This window comes from Pseudomonas sp. PS01297 (assembly GCF_029959305.1).
Classification (GTDB): Bacteria; Pseudomonadota; Gammaproteobacteria; order Pseudomonadales; family Pseudomonadaceae; genus Aquipseudomonas; species Aquipseudomonas helleri.
In genome coordinates, this window is record NZ_JASCPQ010000036.1 from 1 (window position 1) to 24,647 (window position 24,647).

The following is a 24,647-nucleotide window of genomic DNA, read 5'->3' on the forward strand; positions in this document are numbered from 1 at the left end:
GAGCTTGCCTCGCGATCTTTTAAGGATCAAAAGATCGCGAGGCAAGCTCGCTCCTACAGGTGGATAAGGGTTAGCGGAACATCAGTGATTGATGCGCCGCTGACCCGGTTCGCGCGCCATCACCCACGGCGATGGCTACGTTGCCAGCGGCCACGGCGGCATCGCCACAGGCAAATACGCCTGGCACGCTGGTTTCGCGGGTGGCATTGACCTTGATGAAATCCCCCATCGGCCCGGCCTCGAACTCGCAGCCCAGTTGCATGGGCAGCGGGCTGGCCATGTGCATGTGCGGCTGGGTGAACACGCCTGCCAACTCAACCACACGACCGCTGGCCAGCGTCACATCCGCGTGGCCGCTGATGGACACAATCTGCTCGCGTTCCAGCGTTACCCCACGTTTTTCGAGGCTGGCCAATTGTTCGGCATCGGGCTCGAACACACCATTCAGAAACAAGGTGGTCGGGCCCCAATCCGGCAGCATCAGCGCCTGATGCAACGCCACTTGCGTGGCCGCCAACACCCCGATCGGCCCGCCGTCCAGTTCATAGCCGTGGCAATACGGGCAATGAAATACATGCTTGCCCCAGCGCTCTGCCAGCCCCGGTATTTCTGGCAGGACATCGACCATGCCGGTGGCGATGATCAAGCGCCGCGCCGCAAAGCGTTGTTCGTCGGCCGTCACCACGGTAAACCCTTCAGCACACTGGCCGGCCTTTACCGCCGATTGATCGACCCACTCAACCGTCGGGTACGCCAGCAATTGCGCCCGCGCCTGAGCGGCAATATCACCAGGGGCACGGCCGTCCTGCCCCAAAAAACCGTGCGAGTGCTGAGCAAATCGATTGCGCCGAAGCCCCGCATCAATCACCAACACCTTGCGTCGGCCCCGCGCCAGCTGTAAGCCCGCAGACAGCCCGGCATAGCTCCCACCCACAATCACCACGTCGTAAACCATGATTACGCCTCTCGTTGATTCTTCGACCCCTCGAAGATTTCTCGATACAACGTAAGTTACGTGAAGTAAGTGTGTCAACACTCTCGTAACTTTTAGTGTGGCGAGCGATACTCGGCGCACCTTCACGCTTGAAACGAACGCCCATGAGAAACGACACCCGCCTGTCCCGCATGCTGCACGTCCTGATCCACATGGCGCGCCACGAACAACCGGCCACCTCCGACACCCTTGCTCAGATGCTGGGCACCAACCCCGTGGTCATTCGGCGCACCATGGCCCTGCTCAAGGAACAAGGTTACGTACGCTCAGAAAAGGGCCATCGCGGCGGCTGGACACTGGCCAAACCGCTGGCGGACATGACCTTGCTGGACATCCACGAAGCCCTCGGCTCGGCCTCGCTATTCGCCATCGGCTTATCTACCGACCACCCGGAATGCCTGGTTGAACAAGCCGTGAATGCCGCCCTCACCGATGCTTTCGATGCCGCTCAAGCACTGCTGATCGAGCGCCTTGGCAGTGTGACGCTGGAGCAATTGGCGGAGGATTTTGAGGCGCGTTTTCAGGGGTTGGGGCGGTGTGAGGGGGCTTAGGCCAAGATCTGAAGATCGCGAGGCAAGCTCGCTCCTACAAATTATTGGCGTGCGCAAAATACCGGCTCGGCACCTCACCCAGGACTTTGCGAAACACGCTGGTAAATGCGCTGGGGCTGCTGTAGCCCAAGTCGGTGGCGACTCGTGTGACCGGTTCGCCGTTGCCCAGGCGCACCACTGCGGCCAATAAGCAGGCTTGCTGGCGCCATTCGACAAAGCTGATGCCGGTCTGTTGGCGAAATAGCCGGGTGAAGGTGCGGCGGCTCATGCCCACTTGTTGGCTCATGTCATCGATCCCGATGTCCAGTGACGGCTGCGCCAGCAGGTGGCGGCAGGCACGTGCGAGCCGGGGTTCGTTGGGCAAGGGCGCGTTGAGGGACAAGCGTGGCATGGCGGCGATTTCGTGCAGCAACAAGCGCATCAACAGGCCCTCACGCTGGGTCTCGTCGTACAGTGCAGGAATGTCCTGGGCTTGCAGCAATAACTGACGCAGCAGGGGCGAAACACCGAAGACTTGGCAGTGGGCGGGCAGGGCGAGTTGCCCGGCGACCGGGTTGGCAATGTACGTGTTGAGCATGGTCACCGGCCCGGCCATGGTCATTTCGTGAGCCACACCCGCCGGCACCCAGATCGCCCGTTGTGGCGGAACCACCCAGTTGCCTTGACCGCTGAACACGGTGATGACCCCGCAGGCGGCATAGGCAAATTGCCCGCGTTGATGGGTGTGCAGCGCAAAGTGCTGCCCGTGCGGGTAGTCATTGGCTGTTACGACAGCATCGCGGGGTGTGTTTTCGTAAGGATCTATGTCTATTTCGCGCATGGCCCGAATTTAATGAATGTTGACCTTGGAGTGCAAGCGGGCCACGAGGTGTATTGCGCATAGTGACGTCCAGCGGATGCAGACAGGCATCCGCGTTGACGACTGGACGCCATCACGATGCAAAACAAACACCTGGCCTTGGCCATCGCCGTGACGGCGATGTGGGGGCTTAACTTTCCCATCACTAAACTGGGGCTGGCGGCCATTGATCCGCTGTTGCTCACCGCGCTGCGCTTTACGCTGGCGGCGCTACCGTGGGTGTTTTTTATCAAGCGACCGCCCATCGCCCTTAAATGGCTGGCGGCGTATGGATTGATTTTCGGCGTGGCGATGTGGGCGCTGATTAACCTGGGCATTGAGATGGGCGTGCCGCCGGGCACCGCTGCGCTGTTGATTCAGTTCAGTGCGTTTTTCACGTTGGGCTGGGGCGTGTTGCTGTTTGGCGAGCGGTTGAGTGTTGGGCAGAAGCTCGGCGTAGGGCTCGGAGTGTTGGGGCTGATCAGCATCATCTTGAGCAGCCCCGGCCATGGGACGACCGTGGGCTACGGGTTGCTGGTGGTGAGTGCCTTTAGCTGGAGCGTGGGCAATATCATCATCAAGCAGTCGAAGGTGCGGGAGATCTTTGCCTTTGTGGTCTGGGCCAGTCTGTTCCCGCCGCTGCCGTTGCTGGCGCTCACGTGGCTGGCACACGGCAGCGCGCCGTTTGTCAGCGTTGTTTCGCACATTGAGTGGGTGGCCGTGTTGTCGCTGTTGTTTCAGGTCTATGTCGCCACGCATTTTTGTTACTGGGGCTGGAATGTATTGCTCAGGGAGTACCCGGTGTCGAGGGTTGCGCCGTTGTCGTTGCTGATTCCGGTGTTCGGGGTTGTGGGCTCGATGTTGATGCTGGGTCATCGGGTAGGGGCGAGCGAAGCGGTGTCGCTGGGGGTGATGTTGCTGGCGCTGGTGGTGGGGATGGTGAGGTGGCCGCGACGGCTGATTGGCCGGACGTAGCCACCTTGAAAGGGGGGCCTTCGGCCCGCATCGCAGCCTTCGTGCCTCGTCAGCGGCTACAAAAGCTGCATGAACCCTGTAGTCGCTGCCGAAGCATGAGGCTGCGATGGGTTGCGAAGCGACCCTGAGTGGCGGGCTACAGGGATCAGGAAGAAAACGCCCTGGCGGTCTGTGCTGCCGGGGCTGGGCGCTTGAACGAGTGTTGCCAGTCCAGCTGCGCCTGGACCACGGCGACTGCGTCCAGCACTTGTTGGGCCCAGTTTTCGTCTTCAGGGTGAACCACGACAACGCGGAAACCGTGGTCCTGACCTTCAAGCCTCACGCCTTCGGAGTCATCCACATGCAGGTCGATATCGAAGGCCGATGGCAATTTCGACGGGGCGTTTGACAGCCCGCGAGCTGCTAGCGCAAGGCTGTGTCGATCACTGTTGACCACGCCGTCAACGCGGATGCCGTACAGCATGAGCCAGCGCTTGATGTAGGCCGGGGTGCGGCCGGACGAGGTGTAGACCCAAATGCTACAGCCCTGGCGGCGCAGTTCTCGGATGAGGGCGCGGGTGCCGAAACGCAGCGGTTCTCCCAACCAGCGATGGACGCAATCGGGCAGACGGCTTTGCTCGACGTCGCAATGGTGAAGCTGGCAGGCGAGGGTGTCATCGATATCAAACGAAATACGCACGCGTTGACGTTTTTGCAGCGATGTCGGGAGGCTGGCCTGGACGGCCTGCTTTAATCGACCGACCACCGTAGGGCCGTTAGCGAGGGTTGATTCCTTGTTCATCAGTGCCTTCCTTGAATGACGGTCAAGGGTTTGTCTTTAAGAAAAAACTTTCTGGGAGCCGGTGACTGATCTTCCAGGAAAGCGGCGTACTTCTTCTTGATCTTGGGCAATTCATACAACGCTCTGACGCCATGTTTGGCCGAATTGCGTATGACCGATGACGGGTTGAAGTAGCCTTCGGCGTTTTCCAGCGTCAGTACAAACGGCGGCAAGCCTTCGCGCATGAGCAAATAGCTGACGATCAGAGAACCGCTGCGGTGATTGCCTTCGATAAACAATTGCGGCTCACTGAGAATGCGTACATAGACCCCGGCCGCACGCTTCCAGACGGATTCGTTGCGATGCGCGCCGTACCAGTTGAACAAGTCCTTTATGCCTCCCTCAACGTTGTTGAAGAAGTGCTCCTCGGTCGCCAACAGGTGCTGAGCGTATTCCAGGCGACGCTGCGGGTCGCTGCCACACAGCACGGTCGCATTGATCTCCAGCATCAGGTTGAGTTGCTGAAGGTCAAACAGGTCGACACCCCGAGCGACATAGTCATCAATCAGCGCATAGCCTTCAAGCACATTGTTGAGCACTTCGTCGGTCAGCGGGTCGCGCTGCTCGGTAAAGTGCCGGCTGAGCTCGGCAAAGCCGCTTTGAACCTCACGCAGTGAGTGTTCAATGGCTGGCAGATCAAGACGACGCGATGCAGGCATTGGTATTCCTGGAAAACAGTAAAAAGCATGTTGTAACAAACCGATGCCCGCTGACGTGCGGGCGCCTGTTAATCAGCTGAACTTGCCGGTGATGTAGTCACTGGTCATTTGTTCGCGTGGGTTATCGAAGATCTGGGTGGTAGGACCCATCTCAACCAGATAACCGGTACGGGTGCCCTGGGAGATATCCACCGAGAAAAACGCCGTGGTATCCGCCACACGAATGGCTTGCTGCATGTTGTGGGTCACCAGGGCGATGGTGTAGTCCTTTTTCAACTCGACCATCAGCTCTTCCACACGACGGGTCGCGATCGGGTCGAGTGCCGAGCAAGGTTCATCCAGCAGAAGTACTTCTGGCTCGGTGGCGATGGCGCGGGCGATGCACAGACGCTGTTGTTGACCACCGGACAGCGACAGGCCGCTGACCTTGAGCTTGTCTTTGACCTCATCCCACAGCGCCGCGCCTTGCAGGGCGTGTTTGACGCGGTCGCCAATGTCGCCCTTGTAGCGGTTGAGGCGCAGGCCGAAGGCGACGTTGTCGAAGATGCTCATCGAGAACGGGTTCGGTTGCTGGAACACCATGCCGATGTAGCGGCGTACCACAACCGGGTCTACGCCCTTGCCGTAGACGTCCTGCCCGAGGAAGTGCACATGGCCTTCAAAGCGGAAGCCTTTAACCAGGTCGTTCATGCGATTGAGGCTACGCAGCACGGTACTTTTGCCGCAGCCAGACGGGCCGATGAAGCCGGTAATCTTGTTCTTTTCAATCGGCACATGGCTGTCACGGACGGCCAGGAAGTTGCCGTAGAAAATCTTGTCCAGCTTGCAGTCCATGACCACAGGGGCCTGGGTGATAAACGGAGCGGCTATTTGCGCAGTTGATACGTTCAAAATCAGGTGCTCCCTATCTCAATACTTGGGCTTGCCGAAAATACGGCTGACGATATTCACGAGCAGTACGATCATCACCAGCACCAGCGAAGCGGCCCAGGCAAGTTCGAGCTGGTTGTCAAAGGGCATGCCAGAGAAGTTGTAAATCAGTACGGCAAGCGAGGCCGTTGGATTCATCACCGCCAGGCTGCCGTCGTGGTAGATCCAGTAGTTGCTGAACAGTGCGGTAAACAGCAGCGGCGCGGTTTCACCGGCGGCGCGTGCGACGGCGAGCATCACACCGGTCAAAATGGCCGGCAGGCCGGTGGGCAAGACGATTTTCCAGATGACTTGCGAACGGGTGCAGCCCATGCCGTAAGCGGCGTCTTTCATGATCTTGGGCACCATCTTCATCGACTCTTCAGCCGTCAGCACCACGATCGGCAGCATCAACACGGCCAGTGCCACGCCACCGGCGGGCGCCGAGTAGGTCCCGGTGGTCATCACCACCAGCGCGTAGGCAAATACACCGGCCAGAATGGATGGCAGGCCGGTGAGCATTTTGGCGGCAAAGCGCGAGGCATTGGCCAGCTTGCTGTCCGGGCCCAGCTCTGCGAGGAACACGGCAGCCAGGATGCCGACCGGCACCGCGATGGCGGCAGCGATACCGACCATCACAAACGTACCGGCCAGGGCGTTACCGAAACCGCCGCCGGTCTCAAAACCGGTGGGTGGCAGCTCGGTGAACACTTCAAGGCTCAGGCGGGCACCGCCGCGGGTGATCAACATGTAGAGGACGGAAATCAGCGGCACACTGGCCAGCAGCGCACCAAACCACACCAGCATGGTCAGGATCAGGCTGCGCAGCGAGCGGCCTTCAAGCCGGCGTTGCAGGCTTGGCAGCGCCTTGGTAGGGGACGTGAGGTTTGTCATTACTTATGACCCCGCTGGGCGTAGAGCATGATCATGGAGCCGAACACGTTAACCAGCAGCGTGATGAACATCAGCACCAGGGCTGCGTACATCAGCACTTCGATCTCGTTGGGCCCGGCTTCAGGGAAGTTCAGTGCCAGCAAGGCGGCCAGTGTATTGGCCGGCGCAAACAGAGACAGTGAAATATTGTTTGCATTGCCGACCAGCATCGCCAAGGCCATGGTTTCACCCAGCGCACGGCCGAGGCCGAGTACCAGGGAGCCGAAAATACCGGTGGCGGCCGAAGGCACCATCACCTTGAGAATCGCTTCCCAGTGGGTGGTGCCCATGCCGTAGGCAGCTTGCTTGGTTTTCATCGGGACGGCGGTGAGGGCGTCCTGCGAAACAGCCGCAATGGTTGGCAGAATCATGATTGCCAGTACCAGTGCCGCGGGGAGAAGTCCCGGCCCGCTTAAAGAGGTGCCGAAGAAAGGAATCCAGCCCAGCTCAGTGTTCAACCACGCGGTCAACGGGCGAATGGCCGGGATCACCACGTAGATGCCCCACAGGCCATACACCACACTCGGGATGGCGGCGAGCAGTTCTACGATGGTGCGAAACACAGCAGCCAGTTTGGCTGGCAAGAAATCTTGGGTCAGGAAAATAGCCATGCTGACGCCGAACACGCCTGCGATCAGCAACGCGATAAAGGCACTGTAAAGCGTGCCCCAAATAGCCGGCAGAATGCCGTATTTGCCTTGGTTAACGTCCCAGACACTGCCGAAAATCACGTCAAAGCCGTGCTTTTCCATGCCGGGGAGAGCCTTGCGTCCTACCTCGAATACCAAGGCGAAGACCAACGCCAGAATCAAAACGACCCCTATACGAGCGAGTGCACGGAAGGTGCGATCAACCAGAAAGTCCTTCGTGGACGGTGGTTGGCAAGCAGAATCCGGATTAACCGGTACGACAAATGGTGTGTTCATTGGCTAATTCCGGAGCTGGGGGGACATTCTCCCGGCATGGCAAGCGCCTGCCGGGAGAGACCTCACGCGTGTTACTGGATGTTGGCAGACGCTTTGCGAACTTGATCAACAACCGACGGTGGCAGCGGGATGTAGCCCATCGAGTCAGAGATTTTCTGACCTTCAGTCAGGCCATACTCAACCATTTCACGCATGGCTTTGGCCTTGGCCGGGTTTTCGTTGTGCTTGCGGAAGATCATCCAGGTGTACGTGGTGATCGGGTAAGACTTGGCACCGTCCGGATCTGGCAGCCAGGCCACCAGGTCTTCTGGCATCTTCACCGCAGCCAAGGCTTCGGCGCCGCTTTCAGCGTTAGGCACAACATACTCGCCGGCCTTGTTTTGCAGTTGAGCGAAGTCAACTTTGGCCAGTTTGGCGAAGCCGTATTCGATGTAACCGATGGCGCCTGGAGTCTGACGAACGGTGGCAGTCACACCATCGTTTTTCGGCGATTTGATGAACTTGTCGCTGGCAGGCCAGTTAACGGTGTTGCCTTCACCCAGGTCTTTTTTGAACTCAGGGTTGATGGCAGCCAAGTGCTTGGTGAAGACCGCGGTGGTACCGCTGGAGTCAGCACGCACAACCACAGTGATCGGCAGATCAGGCAGCTTCAGGCCAGGGTTGGCAGCGGCGATCTGTGGGTCGTTCCACTTGGTGATCTTGCCCAGGAAGATGTTCGAGTACACATCACGTGGCAATTTCAGTTCTTTAGGGTTGCCTGGCAGGTTGAACGCCAAAACGATTTCACCGGCGGTCATCGGCAGCAATTGCACGCCTTCGGCCACTTTGGCGATGTCTTCTTTGCTCATTGCCGAGTCGCTTGCAGCGAAATCAACGGTCTTGTTCAAAAAGTCCTGAACGCCCGCACCGCTGCCCTTGGACTGATAGTCCACGGTGACACCAGGGGTTTTCTTGCTGAAATCTTTAAACCAGGTCAGGTAAATCGGAGCCGGGAAACTGGCACCGGAACCTGTCAGACGTACGCTCTCAGCAGCAAATGCCGCCGACGTAGCGCAGAGAGAAACAGCAACAGCCAGTGCAGCAGACTTCATTAAGCTTTTCATCAAAGAAATTCCGTGTGAGATCGGGCCCGAGAACTTTGCAACAATCGTGTGACACTTTTATGAATGCCGATTGTTCTTACAGGGTCATCAGCACCCTGGGTGTCCCTCGATCTGGATCCGTCGCACACGTACTACGAGCGATTTACTGCCAACCCAATGCCTTCCTCCTCTGGTGGAAACTGCTGCGTTGATCGACGCCAGGGCGCTTTGAGGTTGGAGACTAGACGGGTGCGCGAAGGTGGAAATGCTTGAATGTCGACATTAATTAACCTTTATCGTTTGTGCTCGCCTGTCTCGCTCCGGCCCTCCAAATATCTCGAAGGTGGGTGCGTAACGCTTTTAAAACAGCGGACTACTGAGACACAGAGGCCGCAGACACCAAAAAACTGCGTTATCGTGAGGTTATGGCTTTGTGCTAGCATCCCCGCGCGAAGCGAATTGTCGGCTCGCCCAGGAATTCGGTTAAGGATGACGCACGTTGAAACCCATCAGAGTGCTGCAAGTGCTGGCCAGGCTGGTGACTCGCAGCCTGTTGCTTGTGCTGCTGTGCAGCGCGTTCGGCGCGCAGGCCGACCAGGTGATCGGTCGCTTTAATTCGGTGAGCGGGCCTTTCAGTCACATGGAAACCCCGACTGGCCGAGCGTACTTGAACCTGCACGAGCGCAAAATGCAGGTGCAACTGCCGGACGACTGGCGCGAAAGCACCGTCGAAACCACGATGGAGCTGGACGGCGACACGGCGGTGGTCATGAGCTACCGCACTGCTCAATGCGATTCGCAAACTGCGCTGGTGGTGATCTCCGGCAAGTCTGTCTGGGGCCCCTATCGATTGGGCGGCTGTGGCGACATTCTGGCCTTCCAGCGCAGTGAGAACGGCGAGAACTTTGTCGCCATGCAGATGAATGGCCGACGCTCCGAGGCCTGGACCTACTCCTCGAAAGATAAAAACTTCCGTGGGCCGATGAAGATCGACCTGCCGGGGCTGCTGCTTGGCCTGTCCAAAGCCAAGCCAGCGATTGACCCCGCACCGGCGCCCAAGCCTCCAGTGCCCCCTAAGCCTGTGCCTGTACCTGCGCCTGCACCTGCACCCAAGCCCATACCTAAACCGAAGCCCAACGAGGCGATTGCTTCTACGCTGCCACAGCCGGTGGCGGATGCCGTCGTTGAACATGCTCAGGCGACCGCGTTACCCAGGCGTCGAGTAGAGATCAACTTGATCTCCAGCACGGAGTCCGGGTTTTGACCGGCCTGACACCGAGTGGGTTGATGCACTGGCTACGCAAAGACAAGAACCCGCTGCCCCGGCATCAAGAGCGTGTACTGGTACTGGTGATGCTGACCCTGACGCTGCTGTACCTGATTGTCGAAATGGGTTTCAACGCCCGTTTGCTGGATGTCGTCGGTGGTCTGGCCAGCCAGCATCAAGTGGAGTCCATTGAGGTTTACGGACGCTTGATCGCCGGCACGGCGGTGGCCCTGCTGGGGTTGGGGGCGGTGCTGAAAAGGAGTTTGCGCCAAGGCTGGAGCCGTCTTCGCACAACGATCTGCGCGGTTCTGGTGATCGTCGCCTGCATCGGCACCACGTACTATGCGCAATTGGCATTGGTCAATCACCTGGTGGATCGCTCGACACCCGATGAGCGCGCGCGTGCGGCTTTGGGTGTGCCGGCGACGTACTTGGTGAGGCACGACGATTTCAAACTGACTGGCCTCAATCTCACGAGCGAGGAGTTGCAGAGCCCCGAGGGCAAGACCCTGCTGGCGACATTGCCCAATATGCTGCTGTCGGCAGATCACCTGATCGAAAAAATCAAACCCCAGGCTCAGCTGTTTTTCGAGTTGTTCGCTGAAACCGTGCGCGGCAACGTTGCGGTCAATTATCGGCACTACCAAGATTCCCTCGCCGAACTGAACGAGAGCTATCGCCAGTACCAATTGGGCAGCAGCCGTTACCTGGAGGCGATCAGCGCGGCCTCCATCGCCCGGCGCCAACAGCAGGCCTGGAGCGATTACGAGCAGAGCCTCAAACAACGTAATCGCCGCCTGACCCCCAACAATGTACCCAGACGCCATGCCAATACAGTCCGCCAGTCGCTGCGCGAGAAGGGCATTGCGGTGGCCGACGATTGGCGTCCCAATGACCGTGCAGGTTTCAATCAGGCCGTGACCAAGCGCGTGCAACTTGAAGCCCGCAACGCCTATGCCTCCGGGCTGACGTCGGTCGGCCGATGGATCGATCCGGGTTTGCCGCGCGGGCAGTTTTTTGCCCAGTTGCCGATACAGAACAAATGGCGCGATGCTTTGCATTTGCCCTACATGATCACCTTGCAACCCGACCTGTCACTTGGCGGCTTTGAGCAGACCGTGTACCGGCCGACCATTAGCCATGATGCCAAACAGTTAATCGAAGATCGCCTGGTGGACCCGCAGAGCTACCGCGACAGAGGCGAAAAGGCGCAAATCGGTCGTGACAGTTACCGGGCTCTGATTGTGCCGATGATCGCCCTGTTGTTTTCCCTGCTCGGCGCCTTTACCCACATCTTCAAGTGCCTGGGGTTCTTCGGGCGGGCGCTGTGTTATGTGCCGCCGAGGCTCTACATGGCCGCCTTCGCAGGCTATGCGCTGGTGGTGCTGGCGGTGCCGATGCTGTGGACCAACAAGGTGACCGAACAACCGCTGTTTCTCGACCTCAAGCGCCAGAACGGCTCCACGCTTGGGGTAATGGGCTGGCTCATTGCCCACAGTGTGCAGTGGACGGCGCAGGTCCAGCCGGTGTTTTACCCGCTTAACGAACGGGTGCGCCTGCACCTGCTCGGGGGCCTGTCCTACGGGTATCAGCCTCAATGAATGCTCATTTTCACTCTCGAAAGGAATCGCCCTTGTCACGTGCACTTGTTGTATCGACCGTGTTGCTCGCCTGTAGCGGCTTGTTGTTGAGTGGTTGCCAGAACTCGCCCGTGGGCAGTACGGCGGTCGGTGGTGTGCTCGGTTGCATTGGTGGCGCGGCGATTGCGGCCGGTACGGGTGGCAATCCTCGCGTCGGTTGCGCCATTGGTGCGGCCTTGGGCGCGCCGACCGGTTACTACGTGGGTCGCCAAAAAGACCTGGAAAACGCCCGCCAAGCCAAGGCGGCCATCGAGCGCCAGTCGGGCGATGTCGCGGTGGTGCAACTGACGACCCGCCAGGAGGCGGTACCGGCAGACAAGCGTAACGACGTTGGCGCGGCCAGTGTCGAAAGCATGGACTCGATGCAGGTCAACGTCCCGCAGGCCCTGGTGAAAAAACGCGACAAACGCCTCCAGCAACCGCTGTCGCAAGTGGGCAACTACGTGTCCAGCGCCAGCAGCAACGCCAACATCGTCGTCACCACCCGCAGCAAGAGCGACTTCAACTACATCGTCGCCAACATCAAGAAGGGCTACAGCGGCAAGGTCACGCCTGACAAAGTGACTTACGAGTACCGCGAGTTGACGCGTGGCACTCAATCGGCGATCCAGGTGGTGCCGAACGCTCAGGTGTAAGCAAGCTGGGCAGGTTTGCCCTCAAGTAAAAAGGCACTGGTGAGCAATCACCAGTGCCTTTTTTTGCCTGTTTGTGGCCTATCAATCGGCTATTAGCCCATCTGTATGACTTACCCCGTACTCGCGCACTGATACAGTCAGGCCTCAATGGATAACTGAATACTTCACCGCCGCCGCTGCCCGAGAGGGCACATTCAAGGCGCGCAAGAGTGCCGACACATGAATACGCACGGTAAAGGGCGAAATAGAGAGGACCTTGGCAATTTCTTTGTTGGTCTTGCCGTCCGCAATCAGGCGCAGCACTTCCTGCTGGCGAGTGGTGAGCACATGGGTGTGCAGTGGCAGCAAGCCCGAGGGCGCACATTTAATCAGCACATTGCCTTCTCGAATGGCTAGCAGCGCCTGCCCGATGTCGTCCGGGGCGATATTTTTGCCAATAAAGCCATCGATGCCTAATGCCATCACCTGCTCAATCAGCGCCGGGTCATCGACCATTGACACGACGATCAACGTGGTGCGCCGCAATGTTTGTCTCAGTTCATGCAAAAGGCTCATGCAGGTCAAACCGGGAAAGCGCAGGTCGAGAATAAGCGTGTCGACTTCTTCGCCCGTTTGTATCAACGCCTTGACCGTCTGAAAGTCCCCCGCCTGCTCTACCGTCGCCTCAGGTAACAGGCGTTGCACGGTGCGCAACATCCCCTCGCGAAACATCGGGTGGTCGTCGGCAATAATGATTCTGCATGACATATCGTGTTTTACCTTGAGTCAGGCTTTTTATAAGGATGGCTTTAGCATCGAGCCTGTTGATAACCCGTAGGGCCCATCACGGCCTGCCAGATGCTCAGTTCAGGATGCTCTGTATGACGTTTCAGAAGAACACCGAACTCGACCAGGCCAACTTGCGCATCATTGTGACCCTCTGCGCCATTGGCTACATCAGCGTGCTGGGCTTTCTGCCTGGGCACCAGGTAGATCGTTATCTCCCTGTCATCCTTTATTACGTGCTGTTCCTGCTGGCGTCCATTGGCTTTCGTTACGCCATTTCTCAGTGGCCCGGGCATTACCCTGTGCGCCGAATATTGGGGATGGTTCACGACTACACCGGGACCTCGTTCGGGTTGATCGTCGGCGCCGAAGCGGCGCTGCCTCTTTACGCGGTGATGGTCTGGATCAACCTGGGCAACGGCATGCGCTATGGTTCGCGCTACCTGGCCATTGCCACGGCGCTGGCGCTACTGGCGTTAATGATCGTCTACTGGCTGACACCCTGGTGGCAGACGCAGCCGTTTATGGTGCTGATGCTGATGATCACCAGCACGGTGATTCCGGTGTATGCGCACCTCTTGCTGGAGCGTACGCGCAAAGCCTCTGAAGAGGCCGTGGCTGCCAACCTGGAAAAATCGCGCTTTCTGGCCCAAGCCAGCCATGACCTGCGCCAGCCCATCCATTCCATCGGCCTGTTTACCGCGTGCTTGCGCGAAGCCCGCCTGGGGGATGATGAGCAGCGCTTGGTGGACAGCATCGACCGCTCGCTCCTCAACGTCTCGCAACTCTTTCGCTCGATACTCGACCTCTACACCCTGGACAACGGCCGCGTACTGCCCACCTTTCAGCCCCTGCACCTGGGGGAGTTTTTGGCCGACGTGGTGCGGCAAAACGCCGAGGCTGCGCGGTGGGCAGGTGTTGAATTGCGCCTGCGACCTTGCCCGCATTGGGCCCAGATCGACTCTGTGCTGCTCACAACGATGGTGCAAAACATACTCTCCAATTGCTTCAAATACGGTGCCCAGCGCCCGGTACTGATCGGCGTGCGCAAACGCGGTAGTGGGCTTGCGATCGAGGTTCATGATCAGGGGCGGGGGATTGATAAAGAGCACCTGCTAAAAGTCTTTGACGAGTTTTATCGCGTGCGTCATCAGCGCGACAAAGACGTTGAAGGCGTGGGCCTGGGTCTTTCCATCGTCAAGCGCCTGGGCCACTTGATGAACCTTGAAGTTGCTATCCGCTCGCGGGTCGGCCATGGCACGTCAGCCTGCTTGTATGGATTAGCGCCGACAGTGCCGCCGCCCACCCTTGCCCCACAAGAAGGCGAGCACAAAGCCTGGCTGCTCACAGGCTTGAAAGTCTGCCTGATCGAAGATGATCACAACGTATTAATGGCCACCCGCGCACTGCTGGAGCGCTGGGGCTGCACAGTACAGGCCGAATTGAGCGGGCAAAACCTGAACAGCGACTGCGACGTCATCATCGCCGACTACGACCTGGGCAACCACGCAACCGGCATCGAGTGCATCAACATCCTGCGCCAACAACGCGGCTGGGCGGTGCCCGCGTTGATACTCAGCGGGCACGACACCGATAAAATCCAGACACAGCTTCGAGAAAACGATATCGCCATCCTCTCCAAACCCGTGCGCCCGACAGAATTACGCACAACATTGCGAGAACTCGCGCACAAACAAACGGGTTAACCAGTTGTTGGCGCAAGTGCGAGCTTATTGCTTAGTGCACTGCGCGCCCGCTCCCATGCCCATGGACGCGAGAGCCACCATCGGGCCGCTGGGCAACTCACACGTATATTCCCCGCCAGCGGTTTTAACGCTGAAGTACGTCGTATTGAAATCGTTGCGGATATTCGAAATATCCGTAACCGGCTTACCAATACTGGTTTGAGCGCGACTCTTAAGATCACCTTCCGCAGGCTTGACCACCTGGCACCCGGACATGCCGAAAGCCAACGTGCCGAATACTGTAAGAACCGTCATTGAGTGAAAAAGCTTCATGGCAACCTCTGGGGAGTGCTGATTGTTTTTGATGGGTTTTTGGTCGTGGCGGGACTTTATGAGGCGCACTGAACATCGCAGGGGCAGGCCCTGTTTTAGCTACTGGCTAACCGTTAAAGGTTTAAAGGCCGCGCCCGCCGTGGGTGGTTTTTTTTGGTTTGAGTTGGGGTAGAGGTTGGAAGTATTGGGGCTGGGTGGGGGGAGGGCAATTAGGGCGGATGGGCTAGTGGCTTTTGGCTATGAGGGTTAACGTCGATGTTAATAAGTCATCTCTACCAGATTGAGTCAGCCATACAACCTAAGCGGCAAGTCACATAAATTCTTCTCGATGTACTGCTGTGCTTCGCGACCGAATCGGGTGCGACGCATGCTTGATTAAGCACAAGGTTCAAAGAGTGGCGGTTTTCGCAATAGGCGCACGCGCGCTCGTACAGGTCAGTTAAGGTTGTGGCTATTTGATATCATTGGCGTAAAGGCTGAGTCAGGAACTCGTGTAGCGTTTCAGACCGCCTCACCCAATGAGAGAAAGAAATGCGTACACAGGTAATTATTGAAGATCATGTTTTACCGCAATTGCTTACCTCGGCTATCGAAGCCTATGAAGTGTCACACCGATCTCATGCGCGTGGGCGAAGCAACAAGAATCTTGAAACATTTGGTTTGCTGTGGGGGTACGCGTTACCGGTCCGTAAGGGGCTTCCTGCTCGCTTGGTCGCCGTAGTTGCTACGGTGGAGACATCGGCCCTGAGGCACACTGATTGGGTCCGTCCCGATTTTGATTCGATAGCAATAAAGCGTGATTTTTTTGGTGAGTATTGGCCTCAGCTGGAGTTGATAGGTACGTTCCATTCACACCCCTACGATGACCTGAGCACGATCAACAGTTGCAAGGGATGGCGCGGCTCAGAGGGGGATATGGCCTTTTGGCCTGCCTTCCATGAGTTTGTATGTCCCGACATGGATGAGCTGGCGCATTTAGTCATTGCCATCACGGCATTGAGCCGTAAAGGTACTGCGGAACCCGTGCGGCTGGCGGGTAATGAATACACGTCAGGCTACGTAATCAGTGCTGAGAAGCGCAAGCTGTGGATTAAGGGATATACATCATCCCTGTATGAGGAGATCGATGAGGATGCTCCGTTCGATGATGAGTTCATGGCGGGGAACATTGAAACTGTTCGTTCTTATGACGTGTGGGAAGACGAAGATGTGTTGTTGGAAATACCGTCCCTGGAAGCACGCTTCAGGCATGAACTGCTGCGCAAGTAAGGGGCGCCTTGGCTAAGTAACCTCAAGCGCTTCCCAACGTCCGTTGAGCAAGCTTTGTAGCAATCCTGCCCTTGAGCGTGCAGTCTGACAGTGGTTAACGATCGGATTCTCAGGCACCCGTTACGTCATGCAGCGGGCACCTGAGCTGATTCAATTCAGTGTTCTGAATTGAGCGTCGATGGTTTCTGCTTCGGCGCGCCATGCCAGCAAACGCTGCTGACGTTGGTGGCTTTCGTCCAGATTAATTTGCAGTTCTTGTTGACGAGTATTGAGCAGCAGATAGTCGGGGAAGAACTCTTCTTTGAAGCGATCGGCATTCACAAGGTTGATAAAGTCCTGACGCTGTTTTTCGAAGTTGTCGATTATCTCTGTAATGGCCTTTTTAAAGGCTTCTTCGCGTTTGTATTTTTCCCAACTGTCCCAGACCTCGAGGGCGACGCCGATGAAGGCGAGTGCGCCATTGGCGCCCTTGGCGAACTTTACTGCGCCCCATGGTTTGAACTTAAGGTATTTGCCAATATCCATGCCCACTGTTTTGGCAATTGTGGCCAGGCCATCGCGAGCGGCAAGCACCGTGGTGTTGTTGATCAAGTTACCTTTGAGCACGTGGTTAATGCCCTGCTTGCCAAATGTTTTGACGGTGGAGTTGAAGTGGTTGACTTCGTTGTCGAAGCCAACCTGCATCTTTGCGACCTCGAGAGTGATCGACTGTGTTTGGCGACTAAATTCATTCTGCAGACGGGTGGCCAGAATGATGCCTTCAGCACCTACCTCGCGCTCGAAGAAGTTTGAAAAGGTTTCCAGGCTGCACCCCTTGGCTTGCAGGATCAAATCACGGAAATAGCGCGTGGCGAACTCGCGCAGACTAATGCGTGCATCCTCGATTTGCTGCCCGGTCATTGTTAGCTGTTTGGTCAGGCGAACATTGAGCTCGCCCAGCCGGTCAACTTCCTGGGACACTTTTTGATCGTTTTCGATCGCGATGGGTAGTTGGTTGCTGAGCACGTCACGGATTACGCTGCTACGCATTTCATTGGCGAGGGTTGCACTGCCCCCGTTTTTTCGGATTTTGCCCGTCGTCGCCATTTGCAACGTGCTGATATGCGAAAGGGTCTTGAACTCTTCGCGGTTGGCTAGCCAGTGCTCCACACCCAAATCGTACGGGTTGGCCGCCACGGCGACGATGGACAACTCGGCCGCCTCCTGTTCGCTTAACGCGATCAACTCCTGAAGCCGGCCTGTCACGTTGTCGCGCTTGACCTGCAGGTTCGTTTGGTAATCCTCTTCGTCTTCCAGGTCTGCCACTTCATCAAAGCGACTAAGGACGAAAACGGTGCGCGGTAGCAGTTCCAGAGTACGGAACAACCAAGTCAGGTCGTCTCTGTGGCTTTCTTTGACCGGGTTGGTCGAGTTCATCACATAAAGCACTAGATGAGCTTCGCTCACGTACTTTTTGGTAATGTCTTTGTACTTCTCGATGGCGTGAGTTTCGGCATTTTCCTGTTCTTTGAAACCGAACAGACCGGGGGTGTCGATTAGCACGAAGTCTTCGCCCACTTCGTAGACTTTTACCTCGTTGGAGGATTCCTGGTGGCTGATCCTCATGCTGGATTTGTCCAGCTTCTCCATCCAGGCCGCCGCAATTGACGTCTTGCCTTCCGAGAAACCGCCAATCAGTGCGACCTTAAGTTTCTCGTCTGACACACTACTAATGGCGTTCTGGAGTTTGCCGCTCAAGGCTTGGTCGATTGCCACTCCGGCTTGCGCGCCCTGTTCGAGGAATTTCTGCAGCCTGTCGAGCAGCGTCAGAGCGTGCGCTTGCTGGGCTTTGAAAGTATCGAGGGTGTTTTCCATTACAGATTTCCTGCGGTTTCGATTTGGCGGGAGAGGTTTTTCAAACGATGGGTACAACGAGCCAGCGTTTGCACCTGCGCAGCGGCCTGTTTGGCAGGTGCTTCAAGTGCCAGATCGAGCTGGGCGATAGTGTTGTGCATGTCGCTGATAGCTATTTTCAGGTTATCGCGCAGTGCCGCACGTAATTGCTCGGTGGCAGTACGGAGGTTTTTCTCAGTGGCTTCGCGTTGCTGAGATTTTTTGTAGTCCGAGCTAAAGGCGCTCCACACGGCTTTGCCAATAGACACCAGCACGGATACAACGGCGGCCCCTGCGATCCATAGGCTGGCACCGCCAGTGAAAGGCGCCGCTGCGATACCGAGTAGCCCACCTAACAAACCCGCCACATTGACGCCGTTGTCTATTTTTATCTTGAGGTCAAAATGTTCGTTCAGCCGTGTACTGCCAAGCTTTGCATAGCTCATCGTCAGCTCTTGCGCATGTTTTTCGAAGCGAGCAAGGATGTCTTCGGCCGCGCTCTGGAACTTGCCAACCTCTACGTTCAACGCCTTGGGGAGGAGTTTGCTCAGGCGTCGCTGCTGGGATTTAAGCTGGCTGCCCAGCTCATTTTTAAAATCATCATTACTGATATCGTCTTCAATACGTGCATAGACGAGAGTGCGTACCTTGCTGGCGAAGTCGTCGATCAACGTTTCGCTGCACGACTCCAGACGTTTTTTAAGAGCCAGGAAGCTGCTGTTTAATTGACTCTTGGCGCTTAGCTCTTCTTGGCCGAGCTTTTTCGAGAGCGCAGTCAGGGTCTGTTGAATGCCCGACAGGGTGTCTTGGGTGTGATTGAGCGCCTCATTGGCCTTGTTGAAGTTGGCCCGAATGATTTTGGTTTTTCCATTGCCGATTAACGGGCCGCCGAGCAACTGAAGGAAGGCGCGCACGCCAGACTTTTCCAGCAATTGATCGGAACTAAAGTCTGAAAGCGCCTTGCTTCGGCGCTTGGCGTTCTGCGAGCCCGGTACGAAGTGGTCGGTTGACGCAAGGAACGCTGGCAGTGCTGTGAGCGGGAACACTTCCTGGTAGTGCTTGCCAAGCTGCTCACGCATTTTCTCGTTCAACCCGGCGAGGCTGTTGTTCTCGTCGTCTGAAATCAGCGGTCGGCCCGTCAATGATTGCTTGGGGTTGGTGATTTTTTTGTTGAAGATTGTCCACACCTCGGTTTGTGCCCCCAAGTGTTGTTTGATCTTTTCCAATGTGCCCTGACGTTGCGCGTCTCCTGTTTGAGGTGGAGCGGGCTGGTTAGTGACATAAAAAACGGCGTGAGCGGTCTGAACAGCGCGTTCTATCTCGCTGAGTACCAAACCTTCTTTACCCTCTATTCCAGGTACATCCAACAGGGCGAAAGGCTGGCCGTTCAGCTCAAGATCATATCGCTGTGTTTGCCGGGTGTAGTCGGCCCTGCCATCGCCGATGATTTCACCGTCAGCCAGACTCTCTAATTGCACGAGTAATTGTGCAGATTGGCTTTCATTGTTTTGGCGTTGTTGGATCAGGGTGTGTTGATGGTGCGCGGTCTCTGTCTGTTGCTCGCCTAGTGCCGTACAGGCTTGGTCGCGTGTCGCTACGATTTCGCCTAGCTGGCGCTCAAGAACACGTTGCTCCTGTTGGGCTTTATGCTGCTCCTCGGCCAGGGTCGCAGCGGTGCTGTCGCGTGTCGCTGTGGCTGCCGTCAGCGCATCAGTAGCCTGACCTAACTGGATCTCTTCGGGCATTTTCCGGAACCGATTCAGCAGTTTTTGCCAGAGTGATGCCGTGCTTTTACGCTCGGCGAGCAGGGCTTGCAGGTGCGTGACTGCATCCAGAGCATTGGCGTGCAGTTGCTCGTGCTGCTCAAGCGTGTGCCCTAACCGTTGCGTCAACTCGCTAGAGCGGGCGTTGGCTTGGTCGAGAGCGCTTTGTGCCTCCCGATGGGGGGGCTCGTAACGTTGTAATGTGGCGCTCAACTCTTGCGTCAGCTCGCTGAGTCGGGCTTCGGTTAACTCAATGCGTTGTTGTAGCCGCTGGAGGTTGTCCTCGCTGAGGCCGTACTGCTCACGTAATTCACTGAACGCCTGTTGACTGGCCTGCTTACTGGGCTCTTGAAGCAAAATACGTAAAGTCTCGATGAGGGTCGATTTACCCGCGCCGGTTTCGCCATAGAAAGCAATGGTGAACGTATTCCACTCAGCATTTTGCTCCAGCTCAGCCAGTCGTTTGAGCAATATGGCCTGATGCTCAGTGAGCCGTTTGTGTGCCTCACGCTGTGCCTGCTTGAGTGCTTCGTCGGCTGACGGCTGGCTCAGTTCGCCGAGGAGCAGTGTGAGCTCGTCATTGATATGTTGATAAACATCCTCAGGGCTATCTAGTTTGAGTGTCATCTCATGCTCGGCATCTGGTTCTTCTGGGGCAAAGAGGGGCGAGACTGTGGCTGCAGGCTCTTGAGCTTGGGTTGGCGAGGTATGCGTGGGCACTTTAAATCGTGTTTCGGCCAACACTTCAGGTAGCCGCTCCCAGTAATCGGTATGGCCGAAGTCGTTCATCTCGACGCTCTCGAAATGTTCAACGTCGTTACGCCCAAGACAAGACTCACCCCAGTTCAACAGAAGGGTCCTGTCTGTTTTGGAATAGGCGTTGATCAGTCGCCCCTGGAGCAGGCTGCGCATTGCGCGCGCTTCGACAGGGGTTACTTCGACGGCGGCAGCCATCAGGAGCACATCGTTGATCGCCAGCGGCTGTTTGTGGGTGAAGGCTCTCAACGTGCTGATAACAACCCTGCCACCGAGCGAATGACCAATCAGGTTGATCGTGTTGATCTGCGGATGGTTATCGCGCAGGTACTCTTTCAATTGCTCGAGCAGCACCACGCCCATTCTTTCTGCGCGTGAGCGGGCATCAGTAAAGTTTTTCACCCGGTCTTTGGCAAAAGACCCCGCAACGCCCCAGTAACCAAAAGACCAGGCAGGACTTCCTGTCCCGAAGGAAAGACCGGCGGTGCCAAGCGCCCAGAGTGAGGATTTATCAAAGTGCAGGTAGTGACTTGAGGGCCAGAACGCAAAGATGTTGGTGTAATGACTGAGTTGAGTGGGGATTTTTTCGAGTAAAAACTGTTGGTCTTTGTCACTGTGCCCGGCGCTGTAACCATGGATGAAAATGTTGGCTTCTGTGGTGTCGGGGCTTGCAGAGGATGAAGTCCGGAAGCTGAAGGGTTGGAGCATGTGAGTTCTACCTGTCCATGGTCATGCCGCTTTGGGAGCAGCGCCTGTGAGAAGTTGTAGCACGGGTACTCTATGAGAAAGCCCAAGTTGCAGGCAATCGACCCCGAAGTGTTCCATGGGGCAATTTTGTTAAACGACTGAACAGCGACGATACCCGCGCGTAGGAGGCCCCACATACGATTGACTAAATGCGCGGCAACAAACTTGTCACAAGCCATTGCTAAGGTCATCAACATCTATAGCGTTAACATTCCAAGGTTTAAGCCAAGGTGTTTTCAGTCTCTACGCGCCAGCGAATAATTTTGCGTGCCGATAATCTCAAGTCGGACGACTTTTTTGCTCGGTTCTCAAAGATGTTTGGTAACGGTTACCCCGGCCTTGCGTCCCAAACTCCAAATATCATCATTGGCGGAGTTTGCGGTAGGCACGAAGGGGTCAGTTTTCGCCATCTGCATTATCAAGGCAATTTCACAATATTTTTGCCTGACCCCATGGACGAGATCACCTTCGTCATCCCCGCGGCGGGCAGAATTGTCTTCAATCACACGTCCGAATCATGTGGAGCTCCGCAAACCGGCTTGGCGATTGATAAGGCTGACATTCGCTCGATGCGGTTTATCGACAACCATGCTCACCATGGGATTTCACTCAATCGAGGGGTGCTTACTGAGCGTTTATCGACACTTCTAGGTAAGCCGGTTTTGCAGCAGCTGGTTTTTGACTCAACTGTGGATCTGCAAAATCCAGCGCTCCAGGGCGTTAAGGGGTTGATCGCCATGGCCACAGGGGTTGAGTTCGATGCGTTGATTCACGCCGGAACGTTGATGCCTTCTCGGCTGCGAGAAATGTTGATCGATGCGGTACTGGAAACCTGGCCTCACAACTTCACTCAAGCACTGCGGCTGCCTGCCCCGATGATTGCGCCCCGGCATGTGAAGTTGGCAGTTGAGTTCATTCAGGCGCACCCCGAGCAGTTGCTCAGTGGCGTTGACCTTGCGCGACTAAGTAACGTCAGTCACCGCTCTTTACAGGAAGGATTTCGGCGGTTTATGGGCGTATCCATTGTGAGCTATCAACGCCAAGTGCGGTTGCAGCATGCCTACGATGCTCTGGCGTACGGGGCAGGAGCGTCAGTCGCGCACGTTGCCTTGCGCTTTGGTTTCAGCAATGTCGGCCGATTTTGCCAGTACTTTCAGAGTGCATATGGTCTTAGACCAGCCGATGTAAAGTCAGGCAAGCGGCCTCGACGCTAGCGATTTGATCGCGAGTCGAGGCCGCTGCCCTGTCACTCAGAACGCATAGCTGGCCTTGAGATTACCCCCAAAGCCGTGGCTACCACCGGCGCTTGCATTCATGTCAGCACCCAGGCTCAGCGCGCCAAGTTTGGCCATGAGATTGACGCCCCCTGTGAACTGATCACGGCTATCGAAAGCAGCACGTTGCTCGATATTCAGACCGAGCAGTTGCCCACTGCTTTGCACGTCACGGTCGCCGAGCGTGTGCTCATACCCCACCCTAACGCCAGGCACTAGTTGCCAATTACCCAGGCTAATAGGCGCAAACGACACATCCAGCTTGGCCAAGGCGCTGCGGCGGGTTTGCTTGTTACTGTCGACATCAAGTGCCAACTCGCTGCCTTTTTCCTTAAAGCTCGCTTGGTCCAGGTGGCTGATGCGTACACCAAAGCCGGGCTCGAAAATCATGCCGCTGACGGGAGCACGATAGCCAAACAAAAGCGTTGCCCCGACGAGCTTGCCATGGCTGTCCCCTTGGGCAGTACCGAGACCACCGCCTAGTTCCCGTTTGCTGTCGTAGTCGAAATAGCCTGCGCTGGCATTGGCGTCGACGAAAAGGCCCTGTTCTAACCTCTCCAACGCGTAACGAGCGCCGAGGTTGAAGAAGGTCAAATCGGTGTCGACCGAGCCACCCGCGCCACCGACTTTACCTTGGCTATAACCAACACTTGCCCGGCCACTCAATTGCTCTGAGAAGCGCTGGGTTGCTCCCAGCATTAAACCTTGGTTGTGTTCGTTACTGCTTTGAGTGTGCGAGGAGCCATCAGTGCCGAGATAATCCGTCAGTGTGGTGGACCACAATCGGTATTGACCCATTTTGAGATCGGTACCGCTTGCGTAAGGTGCCGCAGATTGATCAATCAAAGCATTCTGGCGCAGCAGATAGCTGGCGGCGTCAGCGTGGACCTGGCCCCCAACGGTGGACTCGACACCGTCCAGATTTTGGTTGTCGATGGCAGCCTGCAAGTAATAGTTGTAAGCCGTGTAGGTGCCGGACAAGCGGGTGTTTTGCAATTGCTGTAGCAGCTTCGCACCAGCCGCCGAGTTACCCACCATCCCTGCTTGCCCAGGCAAACTGTTGTACTCGACCATTTTGGCCCGCAACACGTAGATAGTTTCTTGTGATAATCCCAGCCCTTGCTTGAGGTAATTATCCATGCTGCCGTATTGGGCGCTGACCTGGTCCAGCCCAGCCTGCAGGTAGCTCGCATCTACACCGAGTAACGGAGCGTAGATGCTTGCCATGCTCGGCGGCATGGCTTTCAACGTCGCAGCTATACGCTCGGCAGAGTATTCATTGGTCGCCAGGTAATCACTCATAATCGTCGCGCTGTCGACGCCTGCGATGCTTTGCAGAACGGCTGCTGCCCACCCTGTACGGTCTTTGCCGGCAGTGCAATGCAGCAACTGCGCCGCATCAACGCTGGCCAGTTCATTGAACAGCGTACCGAACTGCGCGCGCATTCCGGCATCGCCGACAAAAGCGCGATTGGTCTCCTGCATCAACTTCATGGCTGCAGCAGAATCCGGTGCATTAAGGATTGCAGCGGTAGTGATATTTGCCCCCGACGTGGCGGCACCGAGGATGTCGATATTTTGATAAGTAGCGCCAGTGAGCGGCGCGTCAGGCGCCGTCGAGATTTCGCCGGGTGTGCGTAAGTCATACACCGCCTTGATGCCCAAGCTATCAAGCGTGGCCAGATCCGCAGCCGATGGCGTCAGCGCATTCGAGCGATAAAACACACCTGCACGCAGGGTCCCATCGTGGGCTGTGGAGCGAGCAGTGGTAGTGCCGGCCACGTCGCGGAAGTTGTCCATGCTGCTCAGGCGCGGAGTATTAAGGGCTTCGCCCCCGACGGCGTGAGCTGCGACGATGGAAAGACTCAAAATGGACAGCGAGTACAGAGAACGTTGCAGCATGGTTCAGCCTCATCGATAACGTTAAGGCTGCCTACTATCAGTATCGAACTGA

General features: G+C 56.8%; 21 protein-coding genes. 8 read left to right on the top strand and 13 right to left on the bottom strand.

Going from position 1 to position 24,647, the window contains the following annotated elements; translation table 11 throughout:
- Positions 1-70 precede the first annotated feature (70 nt).
- Positions 71-955, bottom strand: a complete 885-nt coding sequence (locus QMX84_RS12685) for an NAD(P)/FAD-dependent oxidoreductase (protein ID WP_282363936.1) — start codon at positions 953-955, stop codon at positions 71-73.
- A gap of 143 nt (positions 956-1,098) precedes the next feature.
- Between QMX84_RS12685 and QMX84_RS12690 the strand changes: the two genes are divergently transcribed.
- Positions 1,099-1,545, top strand: a complete 447-nt coding sequence (locus QMX84_RS12690) for an Rrf2 family transcriptional regulator (RefSeq protein WP_262123714.1) — start codon at positions 1,099-1,101, stop codon at positions 1,543-1,545.
- A 34-nt stretch (positions 1,546-1,579) separates the two neighbouring features.
- Here QMX84_RS12690 and QMX84_RS12695 read toward each other — a convergent pair whose 3' ends face one another.
- Positions 1,580-2,365 (bottom strand): helix-turn-helix transcriptional regulator, encoded by a 786-nt coding sequence (locus QMX84_RS12695; protein WP_262123715.1) that lies wholly within the window; start codon positions 2,363-2,365, stop codon positions 1,580-1,582.
- Positions 2,366-2,482: 117 nt separating this feature from the next.
- Here QMX84_RS12695 and QMX84_RS12700 point away from each other — a divergent pair, with 117 nt between their 5' ends.
- On the top strand, positions 2,483-3,358 hold the full coding sequence (locus QMX84_RS12700) for an EamA family transporter (RefSeq protein ID WP_282363937.1): 876 nt from the start codon (positions 2,483-2,485) through the stop codon (positions 3,356-3,358).
- A 145-nt stretch (positions 3,359-3,503) separates the two neighbouring features.
- Here QMX84_RS12700 and QMX84_RS12705 read toward each other — a convergent pair whose 3' ends face one another.
- The 6 genes from QMX84_RS12705 to pstS all read right to left on the bottom strand — a co-directional run bounded on the left by QMX84_RS12705 (position 3,504) and on the right by pstS (position 8,708).
- The gene (locus QMX84_RS12705) at positions 3,504-4,139 is read right to left on the bottom strand and encodes a hypothetical protein (RefSeq protein WP_282363938.1); all 636 of its coding nucleotides are present in this window, start codon (positions 4,137-4,139) and stop codon (positions 3,504-3,506) included.
- Positions 4,139-4,837, bottom strand: a complete 699-nt coding sequence (locus QMX84_RS12710) for a hypothetical protein (RefSeq protein WP_048372868.1) — start codon at positions 4,835-4,837, stop codon at positions 4,139-4,141. The genes QMX84_RS12705 and QMX84_RS12710 overlap by 1 nt, the downstream gene beginning before the upstream one ends.
- 72 nt (positions 4,838-4,909) lie before the next feature.
- Positions 4,910-5,671 carry a phosphate ABC transporter ATP-binding protein PstB gene (pstB, locus tag QMX84_RS12715; RefSeq protein WP_019410462.1) on the bottom strand — a complete coding sequence of 254 codons (762 nt, stop codon included), beginning with the start codon at positions 5,669-5,671 and terminating at the stop codon, positions 4,910-4,912.
- 75 nt (positions 5,672-5,746) lie between these two features.
- A complete protein-coding gene (gene pstA, locus QMX84_RS12720; RefSeq protein ID WP_262123718.1) occupies positions 5,747-6,640 on the bottom strand; it encodes a phosphate ABC transporter permease PstA in 894 nt (297 codons plus the stop codon).
- Positions 6,640-7,605 (bottom strand): phosphate ABC transporter permease subunit PstC, encoded by a 966-nt coding sequence (pstC, locus tag QMX84_RS12725; RefSeq protein ID WP_048372864.1) that lies wholly within the window; start codon positions 7,603-7,605, stop codon positions 6,640-6,642. The genes pstA and pstC overlap by 1 nt, the downstream gene beginning before the upstream one ends.
- A 71-nt stretch (positions 7,606-7,676) precedes the next feature.
- Entirely contained in the window at positions 7,677-8,708 is a 1,032-nt protein-coding gene (gene pstS, locus QMX84_RS12730; protein ID WP_048385760.1) for a phosphate ABC transporter substrate-binding protein PstS, read from the bottom strand.
- Positions 8,709-9,186: 478 nt separating this feature from the next.
- Here pstS and QMX84_RS12735 point away from each other — a divergent pair, with 478 nt between their 5' ends.
- From QMX84_RS12735 to QMX84_RS12745, 3 genes are read left to right on the top strand one after another with little or no spacing between them, the layout of a single operon-like run.
- Positions 9,187-9,951 (top strand): hypothetical protein, encoded by a 765-nt coding sequence (locus tag QMX84_RS12735; protein WP_282363939.1) that lies wholly within the window; start codon positions 9,187-9,189, stop codon positions 9,949-9,951.
- On the top strand, positions 9,948-11,555 hold the full coding sequence (locus tag QMX84_RS12740; RefSeq protein ID WP_282363940.1) for a hypothetical protein: 1,608 nt from the start codon (positions 9,948-9,950) through the stop codon (positions 11,553-11,555). The genes QMX84_RS12735 and QMX84_RS12740 overlap by 4 nt, the downstream gene beginning before the upstream one ends.
- Before the next feature lie 32 nt (positions 11,556-11,587).
- Positions 11,588-12,229 carry a glycine zipper domain-containing protein gene (locus QMX84_RS12745; protein ID WP_262123721.1) on the top strand — a complete coding sequence of 214 codons (642 nt, stop codon included), beginning with the start codon at positions 11,588-11,590 and terminating at the stop codon, positions 12,227-12,229.
- A 144-nt stretch (positions 12,230-12,373) separates the two neighbouring features.
- Here QMX84_RS12745 and QMX84_RS12750 read toward each other — a convergent pair whose 3' ends face one another.
- Positions 12,374-12,976, bottom strand: a complete 603-nt coding sequence (locus QMX84_RS12750) for a response regulator transcription factor (RefSeq protein ID WP_282363941.1) — start codon at positions 12,974-12,976, stop codon at positions 12,374-12,376.
- Between the two features lie 113 nt (positions 12,977-13,089).
- Here QMX84_RS12750 and QMX84_RS12755 point away from each other — a divergent pair, with 113 nt between their 5' ends.
- Positions 13,090-14,700 (top strand): hybrid sensor histidine kinase/response regulator, encoded by a 1,611-nt coding sequence (locus QMX84_RS12755; RefSeq protein ID WP_282363942.1) that lies wholly within the window; start codon positions 13,090-13,092, stop codon positions 14,698-14,700.
- A 24-nt stretch (positions 14,701-14,724) separates the two neighbouring features.
- Here the strand turns inward: QMX84_RS12755 and QMX84_RS12760 are convergent, their stop codons facing one another.
- A complete protein-coding gene (locus QMX84_RS12760; RefSeq protein WP_262123724.1) occupies positions 14,725-15,012 on the bottom strand; it encodes a hypothetical protein in 288 nt (95 codons plus the stop codon).
- 531 nt (positions 15,013-15,543) lie between these two features.
- Here QMX84_RS12760 and QMX84_RS12765 point away from each other — a divergent pair.
- Entirely contained in the window at positions 15,544-16,281 is a 738-nt protein-coding gene (locus QMX84_RS12765; RefSeq protein ID WP_282363943.1) for a hypothetical protein, read from the top strand.
- A 150-nt stretch (positions 16,282-16,431) separates the two neighbouring features.
- On the opposite strand, the gene QMX84_RS12770 is transcribed toward QMX84_RS12765, so the two are convergent.
- Both QMX84_RS12770 and QMX84_RS12775 read right to left on the bottom strand, forming a co-directional pair.
- Entirely contained in the window at positions 16,432-18,135 is a 1,704-nt protein-coding gene (locus tag QMX84_RS12770; protein ID WP_282363944.1) for a LeoA/HP0731 family dynamin-like GTPase, read from the bottom strand.
- Positions 18,135-21,380, bottom strand: coding sequence for a DUF726 domain-containing protein (locus QMX84_RS12775; RefSeq protein ID WP_282363945.1), 3,246 nt, complete (start codon positions 21,378-21,380; stop codon positions 18,135-18,137). Before QMX84_RS12775 ends, QMX84_RS12770 begins: the two co-directional genes overlap by 1 nt.
- A gap of 269 nt (positions 21,381-21,649) precedes the next feature.
- On the opposite strand from QMX84_RS12775, the gene QMX84_RS12780 reads away from it, so the two are divergent.
- Positions 21,650-22,633: an AraC family transcriptional regulator gene (locus tag QMX84_RS12780; protein WP_282363946.1), complete on the top strand. Its 984-nt coding sequence runs from the start codon at positions 21,650-21,652 to the stop codon at positions 22,631-22,633.
- A 36-nt stretch (positions 22,634-22,669) separates the two neighbouring features.
- Here the strand turns inward: QMX84_RS12780 and QMX84_RS12785 are convergent, their stop codons facing one another.
- Positions 22,670-24,595, bottom strand: coding sequence for a tyrosine-protein phosphatase (locus QMX84_RS12785; RefSeq protein ID WP_282363947.1), 1,926 nt, complete (start codon positions 24,593-24,595; stop codon positions 22,670-22,672).
- Between the last annotated feature and the right edge of the window lie 52 nt (positions 24,596-24,647).

Bases quoted from the DNA above. Each gene is read 5' to 3' on its own strand.
- QMX84_RS12685 (WP_282363936.1), bottom strand. From the start codon at position 955: ATGGTTTACGACGTGGTGATTGTGGGTGGGAGCTATGCCGGGCTGTCT.
- QMX84_RS12690 (WP_262123714.1), top strand. From the start codon at position 1,099: ATGAGAAACGACACCCGCCTGTCCCGCATGCTGCACGTCCTGATCCAC.
- QMX84_RS12695 (WP_262123715.1), bottom strand. From the start codon at position 2,365: ATGCGCGAAATAGACATAGATCCTTACGAAAACACACCCCGCGATGCT.
- QMX84_RS12700 (WP_282363937.1), top strand. From the start codon at position 2,483: ATGCAAAACAAACACCTGGCCTTGGCCATCGCCGTGACGGCGATGTGG.
- QMX84_RS12705 (WP_282363938.1), bottom strand. From the start codon at position 4,139: ATGAACAAGGAATCAACCCTCGCTAACGGCCCTACGGTGGTCGGTCGA.
- QMX84_RS12710 (WP_048372868.1), bottom strand. From the start codon at position 4,837: ATGCCTGCATCGCGTCGTCTTGATCTGCCAGCCATTGAACACTCACTG.
- pstB (WP_019410462.1), bottom strand. From the start codon at position 5,671: ATGGACTGCAAGCTGGACAAGATTTTCTACGGCAACTTCCTGGCCGTC.
- pstA (WP_262123718.1), bottom strand. From the start codon at position 6,640: ATGACAAACCTCACGTCCCCTACCAAGGCGCTGCCAAGCCTGCAACGC.
- pstC (WP_048372864.1), bottom strand. From the start codon at position 7,605: ATGAACACACCATTTGTCGTACCGGTTAATCCGGATTCTGCTTGCCAA.
- pstS (WP_048385760.1), bottom strand. From the start codon at position 8,708: ATGAAAAGCTTAATGAAGTCTGCTGCACTGGCTGTTGCTGTTTCTCTC.
- QMX84_RS12750 (WP_282363941.1), bottom strand. From the start codon at position 12,976: ATGTCATGCAGAATCATTATTGCCGACGACCACCCGATGTTTCGCGAG.
- QMX84_RS12755 (WP_282363942.1), top strand. From the start codon at position 13,090: ATGACGTTTCAGAAGAACACCGAACTCGACCAGGCCAACTTGCGCATC.
- QMX84_RS12760 (WP_262123724.1), bottom strand. From the start codon at position 15,012: ATGAAGCTTTTTCACTCAATGACGGTTCTTACAGTATTCGGCACGTTG.
- QMX84_RS12765 (WP_282363943.1), top strand. From the start codon at position 15,544: ATGCGTACACAGGTAATTATTGAAGATCATGTTTTACCGCAATTGCTT.
- QMX84_RS12770 (WP_282363944.1), bottom strand. From the start codon at position 18,135: ATGGAAAACACCCTCGATACTTTCAAAGCCCAGCAAGCGCACGCTCTG.
- QMX84_RS12775 (WP_282363945.1), bottom strand. From the start codon at position 21,380: ATGCTCCAACCCTTCAGCTTCCGGACTTCATCCTCTGCAAGCCCCGAC.
- QMX84_RS12785 (WP_282363947.1), bottom strand. From the start codon at position 24,595: ATGCTGCAACGTTCTCTGTACTCGCTGTCCATTTTGAGTCTTTCCATC.